Origin of the sequence: Pseudomonas sp. B21-047 (genome assembly GCF_024748775.1) — a bacterium.
Classification (GTDB): Bacteria; Pseudomonadota; Gammaproteobacteria; order Pseudomonadales; family Pseudomonadaceae; genus Aquipseudomonas; species Aquipseudomonas capeferrum.
The window spans coordinates 5,147,024-5,163,072 of the sequence record NZ_CP087169.1; the positions used below are offsets into that span (position 1 = coordinate 5,147,024).

19 protein-coding genes are annotated in these 16,049 nt (G+C 61.6%); 12 read left to right on the forward strand and 7 right to left on the reverse strand.

From position 1 onward, the window contains the following. Positions 1 to 5 precede the first annotated feature (5 nt). The 9 genes from LOY26_RS23265 (at position 6) to LOY26_RS23305 (ending at position 7,920) form a co-directional block, all read left to right on the forward strand. On the forward strand, positions 6 to 524 hold the full coding sequence (locus tag LOY26_RS23265; protein ID WP_095063805.1) for a type IV secretion protein IcmW: 519 nt from the start codon (positions 6 to 8) through the stop codon (positions 522 to 524). Further along, positions 517 to 1,350 carry a hypothetical protein gene (locus LOY26_RS23270; RefSeq protein ID WP_095063806.1) on the forward strand — a complete coding sequence of 278 codons (834 nt, stop codon included), beginning with the start codon at positions 517 to 519 and terminating at the stop codon, positions 1,348 to 1,350. Before LOY26_RS23265 ends, LOY26_RS23270 begins: the two co-directional genes overlap by 8 nt. A 12-nt stretch (positions 1,351 to 1,362) precedes the next feature. Then, entirely contained in the window at positions 1,363 to 2,118 is a 756-nt protein-coding gene (locus LOY26_RS23275) for a hypothetical protein (RefSeq protein ID WP_095063807.1), read from the forward strand. A gap of 46 nt (positions 2,119 to 2,164) precedes the next feature. Next, on the forward strand, positions 2,165 to 3,256 hold the full coding sequence (locus tag LOY26_RS23280; protein WP_227696460.1) for a hypothetical protein: 1,092 nt from the start codon (positions 2,165 to 2,167) through the stop codon (positions 3,254 to 3,256). A 7-nt stretch (positions 3,257 to 3,263) separates the two neighbouring features. After that, positions 3,264 to 4,439 carry a hypothetical protein gene (locus LOY26_RS23285; protein WP_186652613.1) on the forward strand — a complete coding sequence of 392 codons (1,176 nt, stop codon included), beginning with the start codon at positions 3,264 to 3,266 and terminating at the stop codon, positions 4,437 to 4,439. Positions 4,440 to 4,452: 13 nt separating this feature from the next. Continuing rightward, positions 4,453 to 5,586: a M23 family metallopeptidase gene (locus tag LOY26_RS23290; protein WP_186652614.1), complete on the forward strand. Its 1,134-nt coding sequence runs from the start codon at positions 4,453 to 4,455 to the stop codon at positions 5,584 to 5,586. Between the two features lie 28 nt (positions 5,587 to 5,614). After that, entirely contained in the window at positions 5,615 to 6,934 is a 1,320-nt protein-coding gene (locus LOY26_RS23295) for a hypothetical protein (RefSeq protein ID WP_258714158.1), read from the forward strand. A 95-nt stretch (positions 6,935 to 7,029) separates the two neighbouring features. Further along, positions 7,030 to 7,455, forward strand: coding sequence for a hypothetical protein (locus LOY26_RS23300; protein ID WP_095063812.1), 426 nt, complete (start codon positions 7,030 to 7,032; stop codon positions 7,453 to 7,455). Positions 7,456 to 7,470: 15 nt separating this feature from the next. Then, a complete protein-coding gene (locus LOY26_RS23305; RefSeq protein ID WP_095063813.1) occupies positions 7,471 to 7,920 on the forward strand; it encodes a hypothetical protein in 450 nt (149 codons plus the stop codon). Between the two features lie 26 nt (positions 7,921 to 7,946). On the opposite strand, the gene LOY26_RS23310 is transcribed toward LOY26_RS23305, so the two are convergent. Together LOY26_RS23310 and LOY26_RS23315 are read right to left on the reverse strand one after the other, a co-directional pair. Further along, positions 7,947 to 8,693 (reverse strand): hypothetical protein, encoded by a 747-nt coding sequence (locus LOY26_RS23310; RefSeq protein WP_258714159.1) that lies wholly within the window; start codon positions 8,691 to 8,693, stop codon positions 7,947 to 7,949. 85 nt (positions 8,694 to 8,778) lie between these two features. After that, positions 8,779 to 9,390, reverse strand: a complete 612-nt coding sequence (locus tag LOY26_RS23315) for a hypothetical protein (RefSeq protein WP_258714160.1) — start codon at positions 9,388 to 9,390, stop codon at positions 8,779 to 8,781. A gap of 111 nt (positions 9,391 to 9,501) precedes the next feature. Between LOY26_RS23315 and LOY26_RS23320 the strand changes: the two genes are divergently transcribed. Beyond that, positions 9,502 to 9,849, forward strand: a complete 348-nt coding sequence (locus LOY26_RS23320) for a hypothetical protein (protein ID WP_095063816.1) — start codon at positions 9,502 to 9,504, stop codon at positions 9,847 to 9,849. On the opposite strand, the gene LOY26_RS23325 is transcribed toward LOY26_RS23320, so the two are convergent. Further along, positions 9,817 to 10,524 carry an OmpA family protein gene (locus LOY26_RS23325; protein ID WP_258714161.1) on the reverse strand — a complete coding sequence of 236 codons (708 nt, stop codon included), beginning with the start codon at positions 10,522 to 10,524 and terminating at the stop codon, positions 9,817 to 9,819. The genes LOY26_RS23320 and LOY26_RS23325 overlap by 33 nt on opposite strands. Next, positions 10,521 to 11,012 carry a hypothetical protein gene (locus LOY26_RS23330; protein WP_095063818.1) on the reverse strand — a complete coding sequence of 164 codons (492 nt, stop codon included), beginning with the start codon at positions 11,010 to 11,012 and terminating at the stop codon, positions 10,521 to 10,523. The genes LOY26_RS23325 and LOY26_RS23330 overlap by 4 nt, the downstream gene beginning before the upstream one ends. Before the next feature lie 305 nt (positions 11,013 to 11,317). Here LOY26_RS23330 and LOY26_RS23335 point away from each other — a divergent pair, with 305 nt between their 5' ends. Both LOY26_RS23335 and LOY26_RS23340 read left to right on the forward strand, forming a co-directional pair. After that, the gene (locus tag LOY26_RS23335) at positions 11,318 to 11,851 is read left to right on the forward strand and encodes a hypothetical protein (RefSeq protein WP_258714162.1); all 534 of its coding nucleotides are present in this window, start codon (positions 11,318 to 11,320) and stop codon (positions 11,849 to 11,851) included. A gap of 38 nt (positions 11,852 to 11,889) precedes the next feature. After that, on the forward strand, positions 11,890 to 13,143 hold the full coding sequence (locus tag LOY26_RS23340; RefSeq protein WP_258714163.1) for a DUF6685 family protein: 1,254 nt from the start codon (positions 11,890 to 11,892) through the stop codon (positions 13,141 to 13,143). Between the two features lie 48 nt (positions 13,144 to 13,191). On the opposite strand, the gene LOY26_RS23345 is transcribed toward LOY26_RS23340, so the two are convergent. From LOY26_RS23345 to LOY26_RS23355, 3 genes are all read right to left on the reverse strand, one after another. Beyond that, positions 13,192 to 13,626 carry a hypothetical protein gene (locus LOY26_RS23345; protein WP_227696463.1) on the reverse strand — a complete coding sequence of 145 codons (435 nt, stop codon included), beginning with the start codon at positions 13,624 to 13,626 and terminating at the stop codon, positions 13,192 to 13,194. 132 nt (positions 13,627 to 13,758) lie between these two features. After that, positions 13,759 to 15,558: a DUF2235 domain-containing protein gene (locus LOY26_RS23350; RefSeq protein WP_186665806.1), complete on the reverse strand. Its 1,800-nt coding sequence runs from the start codon at positions 15,556 to 15,558 to the stop codon at positions 13,759 to 13,761. A gap of 26 nt (positions 15,559 to 15,584) precedes the next feature. Further along, the gene (locus LOY26_RS23355) at positions 15,585 to 16,037 is read right to left on the reverse strand and encodes a hypothetical protein (RefSeq protein WP_186652621.1); all 453 of its coding nucleotides are present in this window, start codon (positions 16,035 to 16,037) and stop codon (positions 15,585 to 15,587) included. Between the last annotated feature and the right edge of the window lie 12 nt (positions 16,038 to 16,049).

Consider the following 16,049-nt stretch of genomic DNA (forward strand, 5'->3'; position numbering starts at 1 on the left):
AGGGAATGGACGAAGACAGAACCTCAGATGCGGCCGTGCCGCCCATCGACCAGCTTGATCTCACGGCACACGGCGTTTTGGGCCACTTCGCCGCGTCGTCGCGCAATGTCCAGCTGCTGAATTTTCTGATGGCCATGGACCGCGTGGACCGCTGGGCCGTGGACTTTGACGAAGACGCTCCCGGGCAACAGTTCGAAATCCAGCTGCTGATGCAAGAAATCCAAACCTTCGTGGAGGCCTATGCGCGCGTGCTGCATCGGCTTCCGCAGCCATTCGCCGAGCTGCTGGCACACCTCACTTCGTCGCGCTGCATGTACCTGGTGCGGTATGTCGCGCAACGCAATGAAGCTTTCACCGGGGCGCTGGCCGCGCTGTTAGGCAGCGACTCAGCGCAGTCGATGGACCTGGCGGCGTTTCGGCGTCGGCTGGATGCCTTCAGCAAGACGCACCTGCTCAGCGAGATTTTCTGCGGGGAGCGGCTGCGCGAGATATCACAGATCATGGGGAGTTACGCAGATGTATAAGGGACGCTTGAACCCTGTCGCACAGGCGATAGGCAAATCTGTGGGCAAGCGCGCGGTGCTGGGCGGGGTGCTGGGCGCCTGGCTGGTGCTGGCCGGGCCGGCTTTCGGGGCAACCAGCAGCCTGGGCGCGACGTCGAGCAGCCTGATCTCGCAGCAGGATTCGGTCGTCGCCGATGCCATCAAGGCCGATGCCGAGGACTGCGCCGAGGGCACCAAGGAAGGCACCATTGGTGCCTCCATCGGCGATGCGCTGAAGATCCATACCGAGCTGGCGTCGGCCACACCCAATGTCGAGTCGCTGTTCAGCGCCACGGCGGATTGCTTCGGTGGCCTTAGCAGCCTGTTCGACCTGTCGGGCTCCATCCCGAGCCTGGGCAGCATCCTCGCCTCCGCCCAGGCGGCGGTTCTGCAATACGCGCAGAAAAAGGTGTGTTCGGCGGTACAGCAGGTCGCCTCGATGGTTACCACGCCGATCAACCAGGCGATTGGCAAGGTCAGCAGCGGCACCTCGCTGGGCGACCTCAACGGCCTCACCAACGGCCTGGTCAGCCAGGGCATGAGCACGCTCGACCCAGAGCTGGGCAGCGGCTACCACAACGCCGCGGCAGGCTACGAAGCCACCTACACCGTGGATGTGAACCCCTTCAACTACGTGCAGACCGACTTCGGCGGTGGCGCCGGTGCCGGCACGGGTACCACGGCCCCAGCAAGCACCAATAGCGTAGCGGCGCCTGCCAGCGCAGCACCGGCCCCCGTCAGCACGCCAAGTGCCTCGCCAAACTCGAACAGCGGGTCGTCCAGCTCCGCTGCGGGCCTGTTCAACTAAAAGGGGCTGTCGATGAAAAAGATCGCAGCAGTTCTGGCGGTGGGTCTTGCGGTCGGGGCCACGGCGTTGCCGGCCCAGGCGCTGACCTGGGCATCGGTGCTGACGTTCTTCAACACGATGCAGAGCGAAATGAGTGCCTGGTCGGTGACGGTCAAGCAGACCGCGCTGTCGGCCAACGTCGTCTCGCAGGTGGACAGCGACTCGAAAAAGCAGCTGGCCAACGCGGTAGGCACCATCGACATGTCCGACCGGGTGATGAAGGCCGTGACATCGTTCGATTCTGCCGTTGGGCAGCCGGTAACCATCAAATGCACGGCCCAGGAGCAGGGCAAGCTGTTCGTGGAGGCCGTGTCCCAGCGTGACAAGGACACGGCAAGGCTGATGGCCACTTACGCCTCCCAGCGTGTGGGCTCCAGGGTTACGGCCGATCAGTCGGCCCTGGCCATGCACCGCGATACCTACTGCACCGTGTCCGAGGCCAGGCAGGGCATGTGCACGCTCAACGCCAACGGCATGCAGGGCTGGGATGTGGATTACGCCGGGCCGTTCAGCGAGAACACCCTCGCCCCCGAAGGCGAGGCGGCCGCGTATGCCTACACCGCGATGATCACCGATCAGCGCGCCGAGGCGCACATCGACTGCACCTCAGCCGCCTGCAACGCCGCCCAGTCGCAGCAGCTCGCCACCTCGGCGATGAGCGCGATGGCTGCCAACTCTCTCGTAGGGCAAGTGACGGACCGTCGCGTGCCAATGCTCACAGGGCAGTGATATGAATTTTCGGCTCAAGTTAGCGGGCATTGTCGCGGGGTCGACAATGCTCTCCAGTGTTTCCTACGGTGCGCTGTACGGTTTCGGCCCCGCAGAGGCATGGACCGCAGCGCAGATATCGACGCACACGGCGACAGTGGGCGCCAATATTGCCGCCTTTGGCACCAGCTTCGGTGCGCAGATGACGACCAAGTTCGAGCAGATCATTTCGGCGGTGGCCATTGCCACCAAGCAGGAAGCGCTGTCTGCAAACGTGGTGGCGGACAACAACCGGCAAACGTCTGAACAGCTGGTGAACGCCATTCGTGCGCAGCAGCAGAACACTGCGGTCGCCAAAGCCTACCTCGACTTCAACGCGGCGACCGGCCAAGGCTTCGACCCTTGCGGTACGGTGGCCAAGAACAAGTCGATGGACTTGGCCTTCACCACCCTGGCCGCCAAGGCCAAGGCGGCAGTCGGTGTACTCGACGCCTCCCCGGGTCGCCTGGTGACGTCAACCTCCCAGGCGATGCAAGCGCGCCTGAAAGAGCACCGCGACAAGTTCTGTACCGCCGCAGAGGCGGATGCCGGGCTGTGCACGCTCAGCGCCTTGCCCGGCGGCGATACCAATGCCGCCCTGCTGTTCGAGCCTGCGGAAGAGAACTCGCTGACCACCGAAGCGCGTACTGCCTACATTCAGCATGTGATTGGCCCGCCGGACGAGAAGCTTGCCAAAGAGGCCGGTGCGACGCCTGCCGGTGAAACCTACATGGTCCAGAAAAACCGCAAGGACTCGATGTTGTCGGTGCCGGCCTACAGCTTGTCGACGATCAACGCAGCCAACACCCGCAGCACCCAGTTCGGCGGCAAGTCGCCCAACGAAGTGCTCAAGCTGCGTGTGAACCAGTACTTCGGCGGCAAGGAAGCCGAGCAGTGGTCGGGCAACCTGGCGCGCCAGACCCAGCGCGGGCTATTGGTGGAGGCCGCCAAGATGGGCGGCCTCGAGGTATGGATCCATCAGCAGCAGTACGAGCAGAACCAACGGCTGATCGCCAACCTGGCGACACTGGTGGTCGCCTCGTCCGATCGCCTCGACGCGCCGCTGGAGTCGCGTTATCAGAAGGTGCTGTCTGAAACCGCCAAGCAGGCGGTGCAATGAGATGCGTATGAAAAAGGACTTCGACGAAGCGCGCGAGTCGCGTAAATGGAAGGTGTCGTTCGGCATATCGCTGGCCCTCACCTCTACGCTGGCCTGGGCCTACTGCCCACCGCAGTATCAGGAAACCGTCGTGGCGCCGGCGTTCACGGCGGCTACCCAGACGCTCAACGGGGCGGTGTCCACAGTCGACGCCTCCCTTTCGGCGTTGCTCGAGACCCAAAGCCAGCGCCTGACCTCCGCCATCGCGGTAATGACCAAGCAGAAAGCCCTGTCGGCCAACACCGTTGCCGAGGCAGGGCGCAATGCGGCGCAACAAACGGCGACCGCGCTGAACGTGCTGGCGCAGACCCAGCGGGTCAAGCAGGCCCGCTTCGACTATGGCGGTGAGTTCGGCCAAGGCTTCTCGCCGTGCAAGGTCTACTCGACCCGAACGCTGATGAGCAACCGCGATGCCGACATGACCACCGAGGTTCGCCAACGGGTCAAAGCCGAGATCGTCGCCGCACCGGGCACCTATGCCGAGCCGATCAGCGCCCAGTCAGCACTGGTGAAGGCACGGCAGAAGTTCTGCACGCAAGACCAGGCCGATTCGGGCATGTGCCAATCGACCGGGTCGATGCCCGGCGCCGACCTGACCGTGGCTACCTTGTTCGAACCCGCCATGGAAGGCGAAACGCTGTACGAGGCCAAGGTCGGGTTCGTCAACAACATCGCTGGCCTGCCTGACGGCCCGGTACCAGCATCGGCCGGCAAATCGTCTGCCGCCGAAGACTATTCCCTGTCCAAGGCCCGTAAAGACGCGCTGGTCTCGCCTGCACTCTCCAGCCTCAAGGCCATCCAGCTCGACTACTCGGGTGTAGAGGGCAAGGAGACAGGCTCCGACCTGCCGCTGGCGGTGCACTTCCGTAACGAGGTCAAACGCTATTCGGGCAACACCGCCGAATACGACAGCTGGGCCCGGGTGATGGCGGCGCAGAACGAGCGCGGCGCGCTGGTCGAGCTGCTGAAGATCAAGGCGCTGGACCTGGCCATCCAAGAGAAGCAGTACCGCCAATACGAAAGCATGGAAGCCCAACTGGCTTCGCTGGTGTCGCTGGAAGTTACTGCAGGTGGCGCACAAGCCCGCACCAGCCAAGCCGCCTCGGATGCCGCCAAGCAAAACGTGAAGCAGAGTGTTAAGTGACGGAGCGCAAGGTATGAACAGAACGATCTTGCGAGGCGTGGCTGCCTTGGGGCTGGCGGTTTACGCTCACAGCGCCATTGCCGACACTTGCATGGTATCGCCGACCGACAAGGAAGTTGTTTCCGGGCGTTTCGGCAAATTCCGCGGCGGCGGCTCGGGCAACTTCGGCTCGGCCAACAAGAAAGCGCACATGCACGATGGCCTCGACTTCTCTACCAGTGGCGCGTCGCAACCGGTGTACGCGACCACTGAAGGTGTCATCGCATTTGCCGGAAGCCGAGGGTCGGCGGGCAACACAGTGCTGATCAAACGGGACAACGGCGATATCGTCGCGTATTACCACCTTAGCGGTTTTGCTAATGGCGTGAAGCGCTACGCTACGGTAAAACCCGGGCAGCAACTTGGCCTGTCGGGCAATACGCCCAGCAGCAGCATGACCAAGCATTTGCACTTCACCTATGGCACCGCGCAAAAGGATGCGGCCAGGGCCAAGGCGTTTGCCGAAAATGCTCACCGTGGGCCCTTTAACCCGGCCCAGTTACCGCCCGTGTTCAATCGCCAGGACGACATTGGCTACAAGACTGACCCGGCCCCCTATTTCTGCCAAACTTATTCCATTCAGGATGGCCACCCGGAGCACTACCCGATCCTGGGCAAGGATACCAAGGCGCAACACCAGATCCTGTTCGGCAATGTGCCCTCAGGCGGCGTCGCCCCCGACTCCACGGCCGAACCCGTGCAGGTGGCCGCTGCCAACGCCGATGCCGCACTCGCCGAAGCAGATGGCAAAACACCTGAGATGTACTTGTCTGACGCCGATGGCTATGGTGCCTTGCCGACAGCCCCCATTGGTGGCTACGACACCATGTCGGTTTCGGAAATGATGATGACTGAAGCGACCCGGCGGTTCAGCGACGCTGAGTGGAACAACAGCATCACGCACGTTTCCAGCCGCGCCCTGTGGGTCGACTACAACCGGGCGACAGGTGTCAGCAATTACCTGTCGGAAGCGATTTATCGCAAGAAAGAAAAAGTTGAAGCATTGCTTGCCGTTTACGCGTCGCAGAAATTGGCAGGTCAACGGGCACAGACCGATTGGGCGCATCAGCGCGCCCAGAAAGGAGCTGTGTCCAGATCCATTGAATAACGCGGCGCCCACGAAAAGGTAATCAAAGATGGAACCCAAAGAACTCGAGAAGCCTGAACCGGCCGTCGCTCACTCTGCTGCCGGGCCGCACGCCGAGCCAGGGCGCAGTTACGCAGGCATCTTGGTCCATCATGGCGCGGCGCCCGCTCACAACGACCCTGCACAACCAAAAAGCTACTACGTCACCTTGAAATCCCCCGCTGGCGAGCAAACCCTGTGGGGCGCCGAGCTTGAGCAAGCCATACGCGGCGCTGCAGTGCAGCGCGGCCAGGCTGTGCAGCTGGATTACCAAGGCAACGCCGAGCATTCGGCGCAAGCCACCTGGAGCGCACGCTCGATCGATGCGGCAGCGTTGCAGGCCGCTGACGCCAACGCAACGCCGCAGGGGGCGGCTGCTGGCCGGGATACCCCCGCCAGCCAGGCGCCAACTGCCCGCACCGAGATCGACCCCGTGGCACTCGATGCGCTGATGCAGGTGGCGGGCGATGTGAAGAAGAAAATGGACTCGCTCGACCCCGAGGAAGTGCGGCGGATCAACGCCTCCTTGCATGAGAATGACGCTGCCTCTGGCAAACGCTCGGAGCGCGAGGCCAATGGTGCCGAAACCTTGTTGCGTGGCACTGCCGAGCTGGTGGGTGGCGTCGCGTCGTTGACGGGTGCTGCCATGCAGGGCCTTGGCAAGGGTGCGGACGCGCTGGCCAATGCCTGGCGCGGCGGCTCAAAGGCGCAGGAAGCCGCAGAGCCTGCGTTCTCGGAAGAAACGGCTGGCCGGGTGCCGGTTTTGCCTCGCCTTTCCGAATACCGGGTCGATCAGGTCGAGAAAGCCGCCAGCAACTACGAGAAGGCACATGTTGCCTTCTGGAATGCGGACAACATGCCCCAGGTTCGCCAGCAGATCGAAGCGCGCGCCGAGCAAACCGGCCTGACCGTGCCCGAAGTGATCGAGAAGATGAAGCCCGATGGCGAATTCACCGACCTGCACGAAACATTCGTCGAGGCTGTAGGCCGGTCGCCCGAGGCCCAGAGCAACAAAAAAGCCATGGACAAGGCCCTCACCGGCTGGGCGCGGCAATACGGGCGCGCCCAGGAAGAGCTGCTGAACCCGGAAACCGACGGCAGCCCGCATTACGACAAGCTCAAGAACCGGCTCGAAACGTCCAGCCAGAGCATGCATGCCAACGCCGGCAATACACCGGCCTTCGACGGCGAAGCGCAATCGCACCTGGAGCGCCTCAAAGACGTCATGCAGCGCATCGCCGAGCGGCTCAAGGAAATGCTCCAAGGGATCGTCGACATGGTCCGTGGCAAGCCTTCGGGCCCATCGTCAGGCAACGATTACACCCCGTGATGGGGGCCGCCACCCCGGCGGCAGGCTCAGCACCAGGCCAATGCCGAATGGAGCCATGAAGGCGCAGGCATAAACATCCAAGCAAGGAGAACGGAATGAAAGAATACAGCAACTGGAAAGAACTCACCGCCACGCCAGAGGCCCATCTGGATTTCCTGCGGGTGGTCGATGCCAGCCTGGACGAGGGCCTGGGTGGCAAGAACCTCTATCAGAAACTGGCCCAGGAAATCACCGTGGATGGCAAGGCGTTCAGCCAGGCCTTCCACTTGAACAACTTGGAGAACAACTCGGGTAACTGGGATACCGACGAAACACCTGACCCGGTGAAACTGGAAATCGTCTCGCTGACGTCGAAGATCAAACAGGCTGACCCTGGCTACGACATGGCCCATTTCACAGTCGGTTACGAATACATGATCAGTGAGATGAAAGAACGTGGCGTAGACGTGGATGCCGGCCTGGATCACAGCGACCCGGCACCCGCACGCACCAGCGGTTCGGACTACGAACCTGGCATGTAATGCCTGGAGGCGCCTGTGAAAAACACCCTATCGATCGCCCTGGCGTTGAGCGCATTGGCCCTGGTGAGTGCTGCCCAGGCTCAGAACGCCCCTGAGCCGGCTGAAGAGCAGTGGCAGGAGTTACCGCGCAACACCACCATCTACGTGCCAGTACCGACGCGGATCACCCCCGTATCCGCCTACCGGTCGTGTTCCGGTCGCTATGAAGGTGAACGTTGTGACTTCGCCACGCCTCAGCAGGGGGTCGTCGAAGGCACCTGCCAGGCCCCCGAAATGCGCCAACCGCCGGCGTATGGGTATCAGGTGCAGCAGTACCCTGCACAGGTGCGAACGGGGTTGGTGTGCGTGCCGCCGGACGCCCCACCTTCCGGCGGCCAAGGCGCTGAGCCTGGCAACCCTGGCCATGAGACCCCTTACGCGCCCCCACCTGCCCCACTGCCGCCCGCTGAAGCCCCGGCGCAATAGCCAGCCGAGGCTGCCCGGCTCAGCGCCTAGGGCGCTGGGTCCGAGTCGTCCGGTTGCGAGCGCGGTGCAACCGCCGCCTGCATGCTCAGGATGAACTGGTGTGTTTCAGGCAGCTGTTTCTGGAACGTTTCATCCTGCTCCGGCGGGCGTTGGATGTGCCCCTCACGCAGGCCCAGCGCCACCTGCTGCTGATAACGCTCGACGAACCGCTCACGGATACGCCGGGCCTCAGGCGTATCTTCGCCGGCAAGCTCCTCCAGCAGCCCTTGTGCCGCCTGCGTGAAGACCAGGGTGCGCTGGTACTGTTCGGTCTTCAGCTCAGATTGCGCAAACGTGGACTCGAATTGCTTCTCCATCGCCTTGATGGTGAGTTCCTGCAACTCATTGGCGCTGTTGAGGGCGGCGACCACACTGGTCAGGCGGGCCTCCTCGGCCACTGCGCTGCGGTTGGCTTCGTTGGCCTTGGCGACTTGCGACAACTGCTCGTACATCAGGTCGATTACCGCCTTCTGACGCTTCACATGGTCCCTGAGCTGTACCGCTTCTGCGAAGTACTGGCGCACGTGCCCACGCAGCGGCTCCAGCTTCTGGTTGGCGTGGGCCGCGCCCGCATCCCAGCCTTGTGAATAACCGCGGGAGCGCCCCTGCTCGAAGCCCTCCCGGCGCCCTTGGTCGCGGCCAACGTGGAGGTTGGCCTCAGCCTGTTGCGCAGAGCCGTTGTAGCCGCCGTCCAGGCTCATGTTGCCCTTGCGTGCTGCCCAGTTTTGGTCCATTTCGTTACCTCCTTCCATTGGCGCATCGTCGCGTCACACGCCTCACACTCTAGATGATGGGTGCCGCGATCAGGGCTGACAGCGCCTAACGTGTGGTCTTGATCTCGGCGCCGGCTGCCTGCTCCGCCGCTGCCTGGGGCAAGGCGAACTCCGTCAGCCGGTGCACGGCGACCGCTACCCAGTCGCCCCCGAAACGTTCGTCTTCCAGCACCGACTTCAGCGCCAGGATCGGCACACAATGCCGTGCATCCCCTTGGACATAGAAAGCGGCCAGCCATTCGGGCAGCAGGTGATTTATTGCATCGTGGGTTTCGACAGTGAACATCAGTGCCAGCGTTCCGGGCATGGCCTTGACCTCTCGGCTGGGCAGCGCATCGGCCAGCCAGAATGCCACGTCGCCCAACTGGTTGGCCTGGATCGGCAACAAGGCAATCAATTTGCCGCCGTCGTGACTCACCACGATACCCGGTTCGAGGTTGATGGTGGGTGCACCGAAGCCCAGCGCCTCATGGCGAATGGGCAACGTCTTCAGAAAATGCTCCAGCAGCGTGTACATCTCGAATGCCGCCGGGATGTCTTTTTGAATGGCCGGGGTGCTCTTGGCCATCACGCTGACAAAGCCGCCGCCTGACTGCGCAAACACATTGCCACTGATGGCCTGCGCCACGAATGCTTCAAGTTCACCAAGTGAATACATGTTCAACTTCCCTGCACCGGGTCGACTAGACTGAACTTGAAGCGGCTTCAAGGTCAAAGTTACTGTCAACAGTGTGTGTATGTTTGCAGCCCAAACTTCAAGGAAGTATCAATGAGCCATCAGTTTCATTGCGCATTTCAAGCTGCCCCCGGTAACCCGGGTGGAGTACTGAATATCGGCCCGGCCTCGGTCAGTATCGACCTTGAGAACCTGCGCCTGTTTGCAGACGTGGTCGGGCAAATCGAAAAACGTCGTACGGCCGGCGAAACCCGGTCTGAAATCCTCGGCGAGTGGGCTGCTCGCGAAGGGATCGACTGGGCCCATATCGGCTTTCACCCCTGCCGCGAAAGCTACAGCCTGCGTTACAACGGGGTGGCCTGGGAATCGCCCGCCGACGCTACGATCGCGGCAGCTGCCGAGGCACGGTTATTCCTGGATAACATGCGCCTGCAGGCCTGATACCGGTGCGCGGCCCTCACTGACTTCATAGGACGGCCTGGCTTCATTGGCCGTGGTCGAGAACTCGAATTCGACCCGGCGATTGGCGGCGCGGCCATTGGCTGTGTCGTTGGACGCAATATAGTCCCCCACCCGGCCTTGGGCACTGATCTTCGAGGCCTCCACGCCACGCCGAACCAGGTACATCTTCGCCGCTTCCGCTCTAAGCTGGGCAACGCGGCGATTCGCTTCCAGGGTGCCCACACTGTCGGTGTAGCCAAAGATCTTCACCTGCCGCGCGGCATGAGCAGAGCGCACCAACACGTCTTCATCGGCGGCGTTGGGGCGGAACCTTGAGTGGCCAAAGGCGAAGTTGAGCGTCATGTGGTTGATCGAGGCCTGGACCTGCTCCTGCCCCGCCCTGATGGCCAGCAATTCCTGGCGGCTGCCGTTGGCATCGGCCTCTGCAGCTGCCAGACGAACCCGCAGGCTCTGGATTTCCACACGCAGCGCGTTGATCGTCTGCTGCATCTGCGCAGTGTCGTCCACGTGGGGCGCCGTAGTTACATAAGACACCGGCGCGGCTGGGCTTTCAATCAATTCAAACCCCGCAAAAGCGTGTGGGGCAAGCGCCGCAGACACTACCGCCAACACCAACGGTAGCAATTTGCGCGGGGTGACAATCAGGGTGCTCATACATCTCTCCAGAACCGCAGGATCACGAAAACGATAAGCGACCAGGCATAGCCCAATAGCAGCGTCAGTGCGCCTGCCAGCAAGTACATGCGCAGCGGGTCGATAGTGTCCTGGCCAAGTGGCTTCAGGCCTGGCACCAAGGTGACGGGGAACCACGCAAACAGCAGCGCCACCAGCGGGACAAGCCACAGGCCCAGGCGCAGCCGACGGTGGTCAGCGCCGTGCGTCCACCAGGCGTACCAGCCCACGCTGAGCAGGTAGGCCGGCAGCAGAATCACGCTAAACAAAAGCACCGAGAACGACAGTGCCGCGGCGTAGAAGCGTGGCGAGCCTTCAGCCATTTCACCCATCATGGTCGCAGCGACCGCAATGACGAAGGCCAGCAGTGCCCCCAGCAATGGCACCAGCAAAAGCCACAAGGCCGCGCGGCGATCGCCCACCACCCTCAGGCCCGGCTCCACAGCAAGTGGCGGTAATGGGTAGGACATGCCTGAAAACTCCTTGTAAGGGCCAGCTGAACGGTGATGTTCAAGACAAGCGTCGCAGCATGCGGAGGCGATGCCGATCAGCCAGCGTTCAACGTCCTGTCAATTATCAAAATGGCCTGTTAGAAAAATGTTGCTCGTGATGGCGAGTATGAATTTGAGGCCATTTGCCGTCAAGGTGAAATCCTGAGGATGCACTGGCGTTTGCTTGACCAGCCGCAAGGCGTAGCGCACACTGCGGCCATGCAAAAAACGTTTTTCTAACAGGCTAAATTGATAGCACTTTGTCATCCAGAAGGATCTGCCGCATGAAAGCACTGCAACTCGCCGTACCGCTGCTGGTTTCGCTCGCCTGCTCTGGGGCGTACGCCGAGCAAGTCGACCAGCCTGAGGCCAACGCACGCCTGGCTCAGGTCTTGACCTGCCAACGCAACGTCTCGCCAGAAGAGTTCGAAGCACTGGTTAAAGCAGCCAAGGGCAAAGCCATCGTGCAGGCCTCGGACTTGTCCGATGGCGAATACACGGTGCCGAACCCGCTGGACGTTTTCGGTCGCCCCGTCACCCGGCTTGCACTGCACCCAGGCTCCAATGGCGAAGGTGATTTCAACTCCTACTCCGGCGCATTCAGCGGCGAAAGCATCCAGACGGTGGCCAAGCTGGCCGGCGTCCCCAAGGACCCAATCGGCGACTACAAGAAAGAGGTCGGCAACCATGACCAGTGGCTGTATGTAGATTCAGGCAGCACCTACATCAGTTGCGCGTACGATGTGCGCACAGTGGCGAAAACCATCAAACGCACAGCGCGCGACGCCGCGGACGCCGTCAAACGGGCCACCCAGTAACGCCACGCCAACCGACATGCGCTGAATGGAGTCATGCCATGAGCTTCAGAACACTGGCTGCAAAGTTTCTGGAAACGGTCAAGGACGACCTGGGCATCCCTGCCCGGCTGCGTCGGGTCATTGCCGAGCAACCCGCCCTGCGCAGGCGGGTCGATGACACTGCAAGTGTCATCGCGTTATCGAGCGTGGTTCGCTGGCATGAATGGTCGCACCGCATCGGCTTCGGCCACGGTAGCGAAAGCAGCGGCGAAGTCAGAGGTTGGCGCTCGGCCAACGGCCGCTATCAGGGTGAGCACCGGCACATCCCCGCACTGGCCCGGCTCAGCAGGCGCGAGACGACAGCAGACTTCGCCTGCGACATCACCGACGTGTCCGGCCTGTCGGCGTCGAAGTCCGAACTGTATCGCTTCAACTCCATGCAGCAGATGGCAGAGCAGGCCTGCCAGGCATTCACCCAAGACCTGAGCCAGGAGGGCCTTGCGCAAAACCTGCGCTGGCCCGAGGTGCGCATTGTTCATGGCGGCTCCGACTTCATGGTCAGGCACGACTGGGATGATGGCTTGTACCTGGTCAACAGCGGCGGTTCGCACCACTTTGTCGCGGCCCAGCATATCGCCAGGCACCTGCAACAACCCGTTGCCTTGCAAGGCCGCCTTGAGCGCTACGGCCTGGATGCCGATGCGGTGGCTCAGCTGAATGACGAATACGCCATCTACGCCGTTGCCAAGGACGCCTACTTCTCTGACGCGCTCGATGCCCTGCGCGACTTCAAGGCCACGCACTTCTGGGGCGATCTGCCACACCCTTATGACAATGGCCTGGCCATCTTCCTGCCCAAAGAGGAACCGCGCTCACGCAAGGTTGCCGAGGTTTTTGCCAGTGAAGGCTTTACCAACGTCGGCGAGATACTGGTGGAGCTGGCCTCGGAGAACGCAGCCGTGCAACGTCGCGACCGCCAGGACGAGATGCGCAAGCGCATTGAGGCCTTGCCTGGCCTGGAAGCAAAGGCTGGCGTGGCGCACGTGTTCGGCAAGCATGCAGCGGCGAGCCTGCGCCACGAACTGGCGACACAGGTGGACTGGCCAGCCGTGGAGCGAGCGACGCTGGAGGAAGCCTTTGGCGTGCATCGGCTCGACGCCCACAGCGTGTTCGAGGGCCTTTGCCAGCACAGCCCAGGCGCTGTCTCCCGCCACTCCCAGAACACCCTGCGCGCTACCGTGGACGGCTATGCAGCCCTTCATGAGCGGCAACTGGACAGCCAGGCAACCCCAGATGCACCGAGCCCCGACTGAAGGCGGGGCTCGGACGTTTCGGCTCGAACAAGCAGTTGGGTGCAGTCGCTACGCTGAACAATACTGCTTGGCCATCTGGTGGATGCGTGCTGCTGCTTGCGCCTGGCCTTGAGCCTGTTCGCACGCCCAAAGCAGTGTCGCTGCGTCAGGCACGGCCTGCGCCCCGCTCGCCCGCTTCGACACGAACCACAACGCGCGCATGACAAACAGCGGGTCGCTATCGAGGCGCTGATCACCCACTGCACGCAAATGGCCGACCAGCGCCTGAGTCGCCTTGACCAACCCGTTGCCCTGGCCAAACTGGGTCAAGGTGCCCAGCGCCTGCGGCGCCATGGAAGGGTGAATCGTCAGCGGTGTGCAGAGGTCGGAATCGAGTAAATCCCAGAACGTCACGCCATCCTTGCAGACCATCCCCACCCGGCGGCCACCGGCCATGTCATCGACCTCGATAAAGGTGCCTGGCTGGTATTTGTGGATTTTCATCATGTAGCCCTTACGGATTGACTGACCGACCCACGTCGGTAACAGGTGCATTCTAAGCAAGCAGCCTGCAAAAAGCGTAACCGCATGCGCCTACCGACACCTGTTGTTGATGCAACGCAACGTCGAGCCCTTTCACGGCTCGGGGGCATCCCAAGTGACGGTACGCTCCAGTTCGCGCTCGGCAGAATAGGCAATCATCGCACGCGCCAATGGCTTGCCATCCGCGCCGGGTATCTCGCAGGCGTCCTTCAAGGTGCCTTCCGGTCGCTCGGCGATCCAGGTTGCAGCTTGCTTGAAGCCATCGTAGAGCATCCCTGCCTGCGCCGCCGGGTCTATATGCTGCAGGTCGATCGCGACCAGCACGCCGCGCGCACTGGCAAACGATGGCGCTTCATGCACAGCCTCCAGGGTGCCCACCACATTGCCGTTGGTGTCATGCAGCATGAACGGATCATCGATACCCAAGGGCGCTTTGGCAAGGGCGCCGATAGCCGCATCGGCGACAATGCGGCTGGCCTCGTATTCAAAACCCAGATCGGCAAATGCCGAGGAGCCTTCGGGGTCAATGCGTACCACGGCATAGTTGGCTGAAAAGGCCGGCTTGGGTACCGGAACCTCTTCAAGCGCCAACCTTTTGAGGTGTTCGACTTCGGGCTTGGAGCTTGCTAGCAACGACGAGAGTTCCGCCACTTGCTGCTGGGACTGAGCTGCCAATCGTGACGCGTGCTCAGCCTTGCGGGTCGCCAGCCTGTCCTTGATGTTGCTGCCGGCAGGGTTTTCAGGGGTGGCCGCGCTATTTTCAGCCTTCTCGTCCCACGCGAAGAATTTCTCACCTACCTTTCTGCCGATGCGCTGGACAAGCGGCTCGCCCAGCGAGTCATCGTTTTCAAAGATGACCTTGCGACCATTGACTTGCTGGCCGAACGGCTGGTCCTGCCGCCTGAACGGCAAGAGCGTACCGCGCTCGGTCGGGAAGGCTTGATTATTGACAAGCGTGAACGACCCATCGGCATTGCGCTTGAACGCCTCGTTGCCTTTGATCAGGCGAGAGTCGATCAACGCTTCCTGCAGCCGTTCGGGGTCTTTGATCAATGCATTGTACTGCTCGATACGCTTCAACTCTTCCGGCGGCATTGGCCCCATCTCGATGCCCGCCGACTTCAAGCGATCGTACATGAACGCCAGCGGGCCAGCGGCCAACAGATCATTACGGTAGCCGCCACCGACCTGGGAATGCGCGCCCGCGAACTTCACCTCTTCAATGCGCGAGTTGTCGTCATTACGCAGCGCACTGGTCAAAGGGAACGTTGAGCGATATTCATGCATCGCCACCAGATGCGTGGTCGACTTGACGTTTTTGCTTATCTCCAGATTTTTGTTCGGGTGACTATCGGTGATGGGGATGCCATAGGAAGCAACGGTGTCGAATATGCCGAGCTTGTTAATCTCGGCCTGGCCCGGCGGGACAAGATACTCACGGGTGGGTTTCCAGTTGCTGTCGAGCCTTGGCACACCCCGGTCGATGATCTCGTTCGCCAACGCGCGGGCCTGCGCCGCACCACGGCTGAAGCCGATCACGTTGACATCGATATCGAGGTCCTGGTTTTTATTGCAGAAGGCGACGAAGGCGTCGTAGGCCTGCTCGATACGGTTCTGGCCACCCAAACCGGTTCCCCGTTCGAGCAACGCATTGGGCGTGCTCGACCTCTGGCTGCCCACGCCATCGAGGTAGATCTTCTCCGACTGCCCGGCGTATTGCGCCGGGTCGTACTTCAAGGGCACATGGTCGGAGTTGACAGCCAGATTGGTACCTTGCGCGGTATCCAGCTCGAAGAGCCGGGCTACATTGGTGTGGCTACCCGTGGGTTTATCATTATCTTTGCTATTAGCCGTACCATCCAGGTACACACTAAAGTACACAGATTTACTCATTTCATGTCCCTATGAACAACGACGGCTCAGGCTTCATTCAACTTGAGAATGTGGGCCTTTATTGCGTTACCCGCGCGCTCCATAAAATCTCCGTAGAACGCCTCACCCAGGTGGAGCAAGGGTGAGCCGTCCAAAGAATCTGCCGCCGCATCCAGCGCAATGACGCCGAATTGCTCCGCAATTATTTCGATACTGCGTGTGCGCATTTCTGGGTGGTCGTAGGGCTTCTGGTACCACGTGGCAATTTGGTACTGAATGTCATTTCGCTCGAATGCTGCATACAAATGCTCGGCTAACGCAATGACGGTTTCGCGGATCAGGCCGGGGTCGATAGCGCGCTCTTCGAGCAATGCTTCGACGGGGGCGTTGGCAACCGCGAGCAGGTCAGCAGTGGTGTAGCCTGGCATCGGCGGAAATACCCCAGGGGGTAGTTCTTCGTGGGGACCAGACGCTTGACGCGTGTTTTCGTCGTCGTGCATGGGATGCTCCTA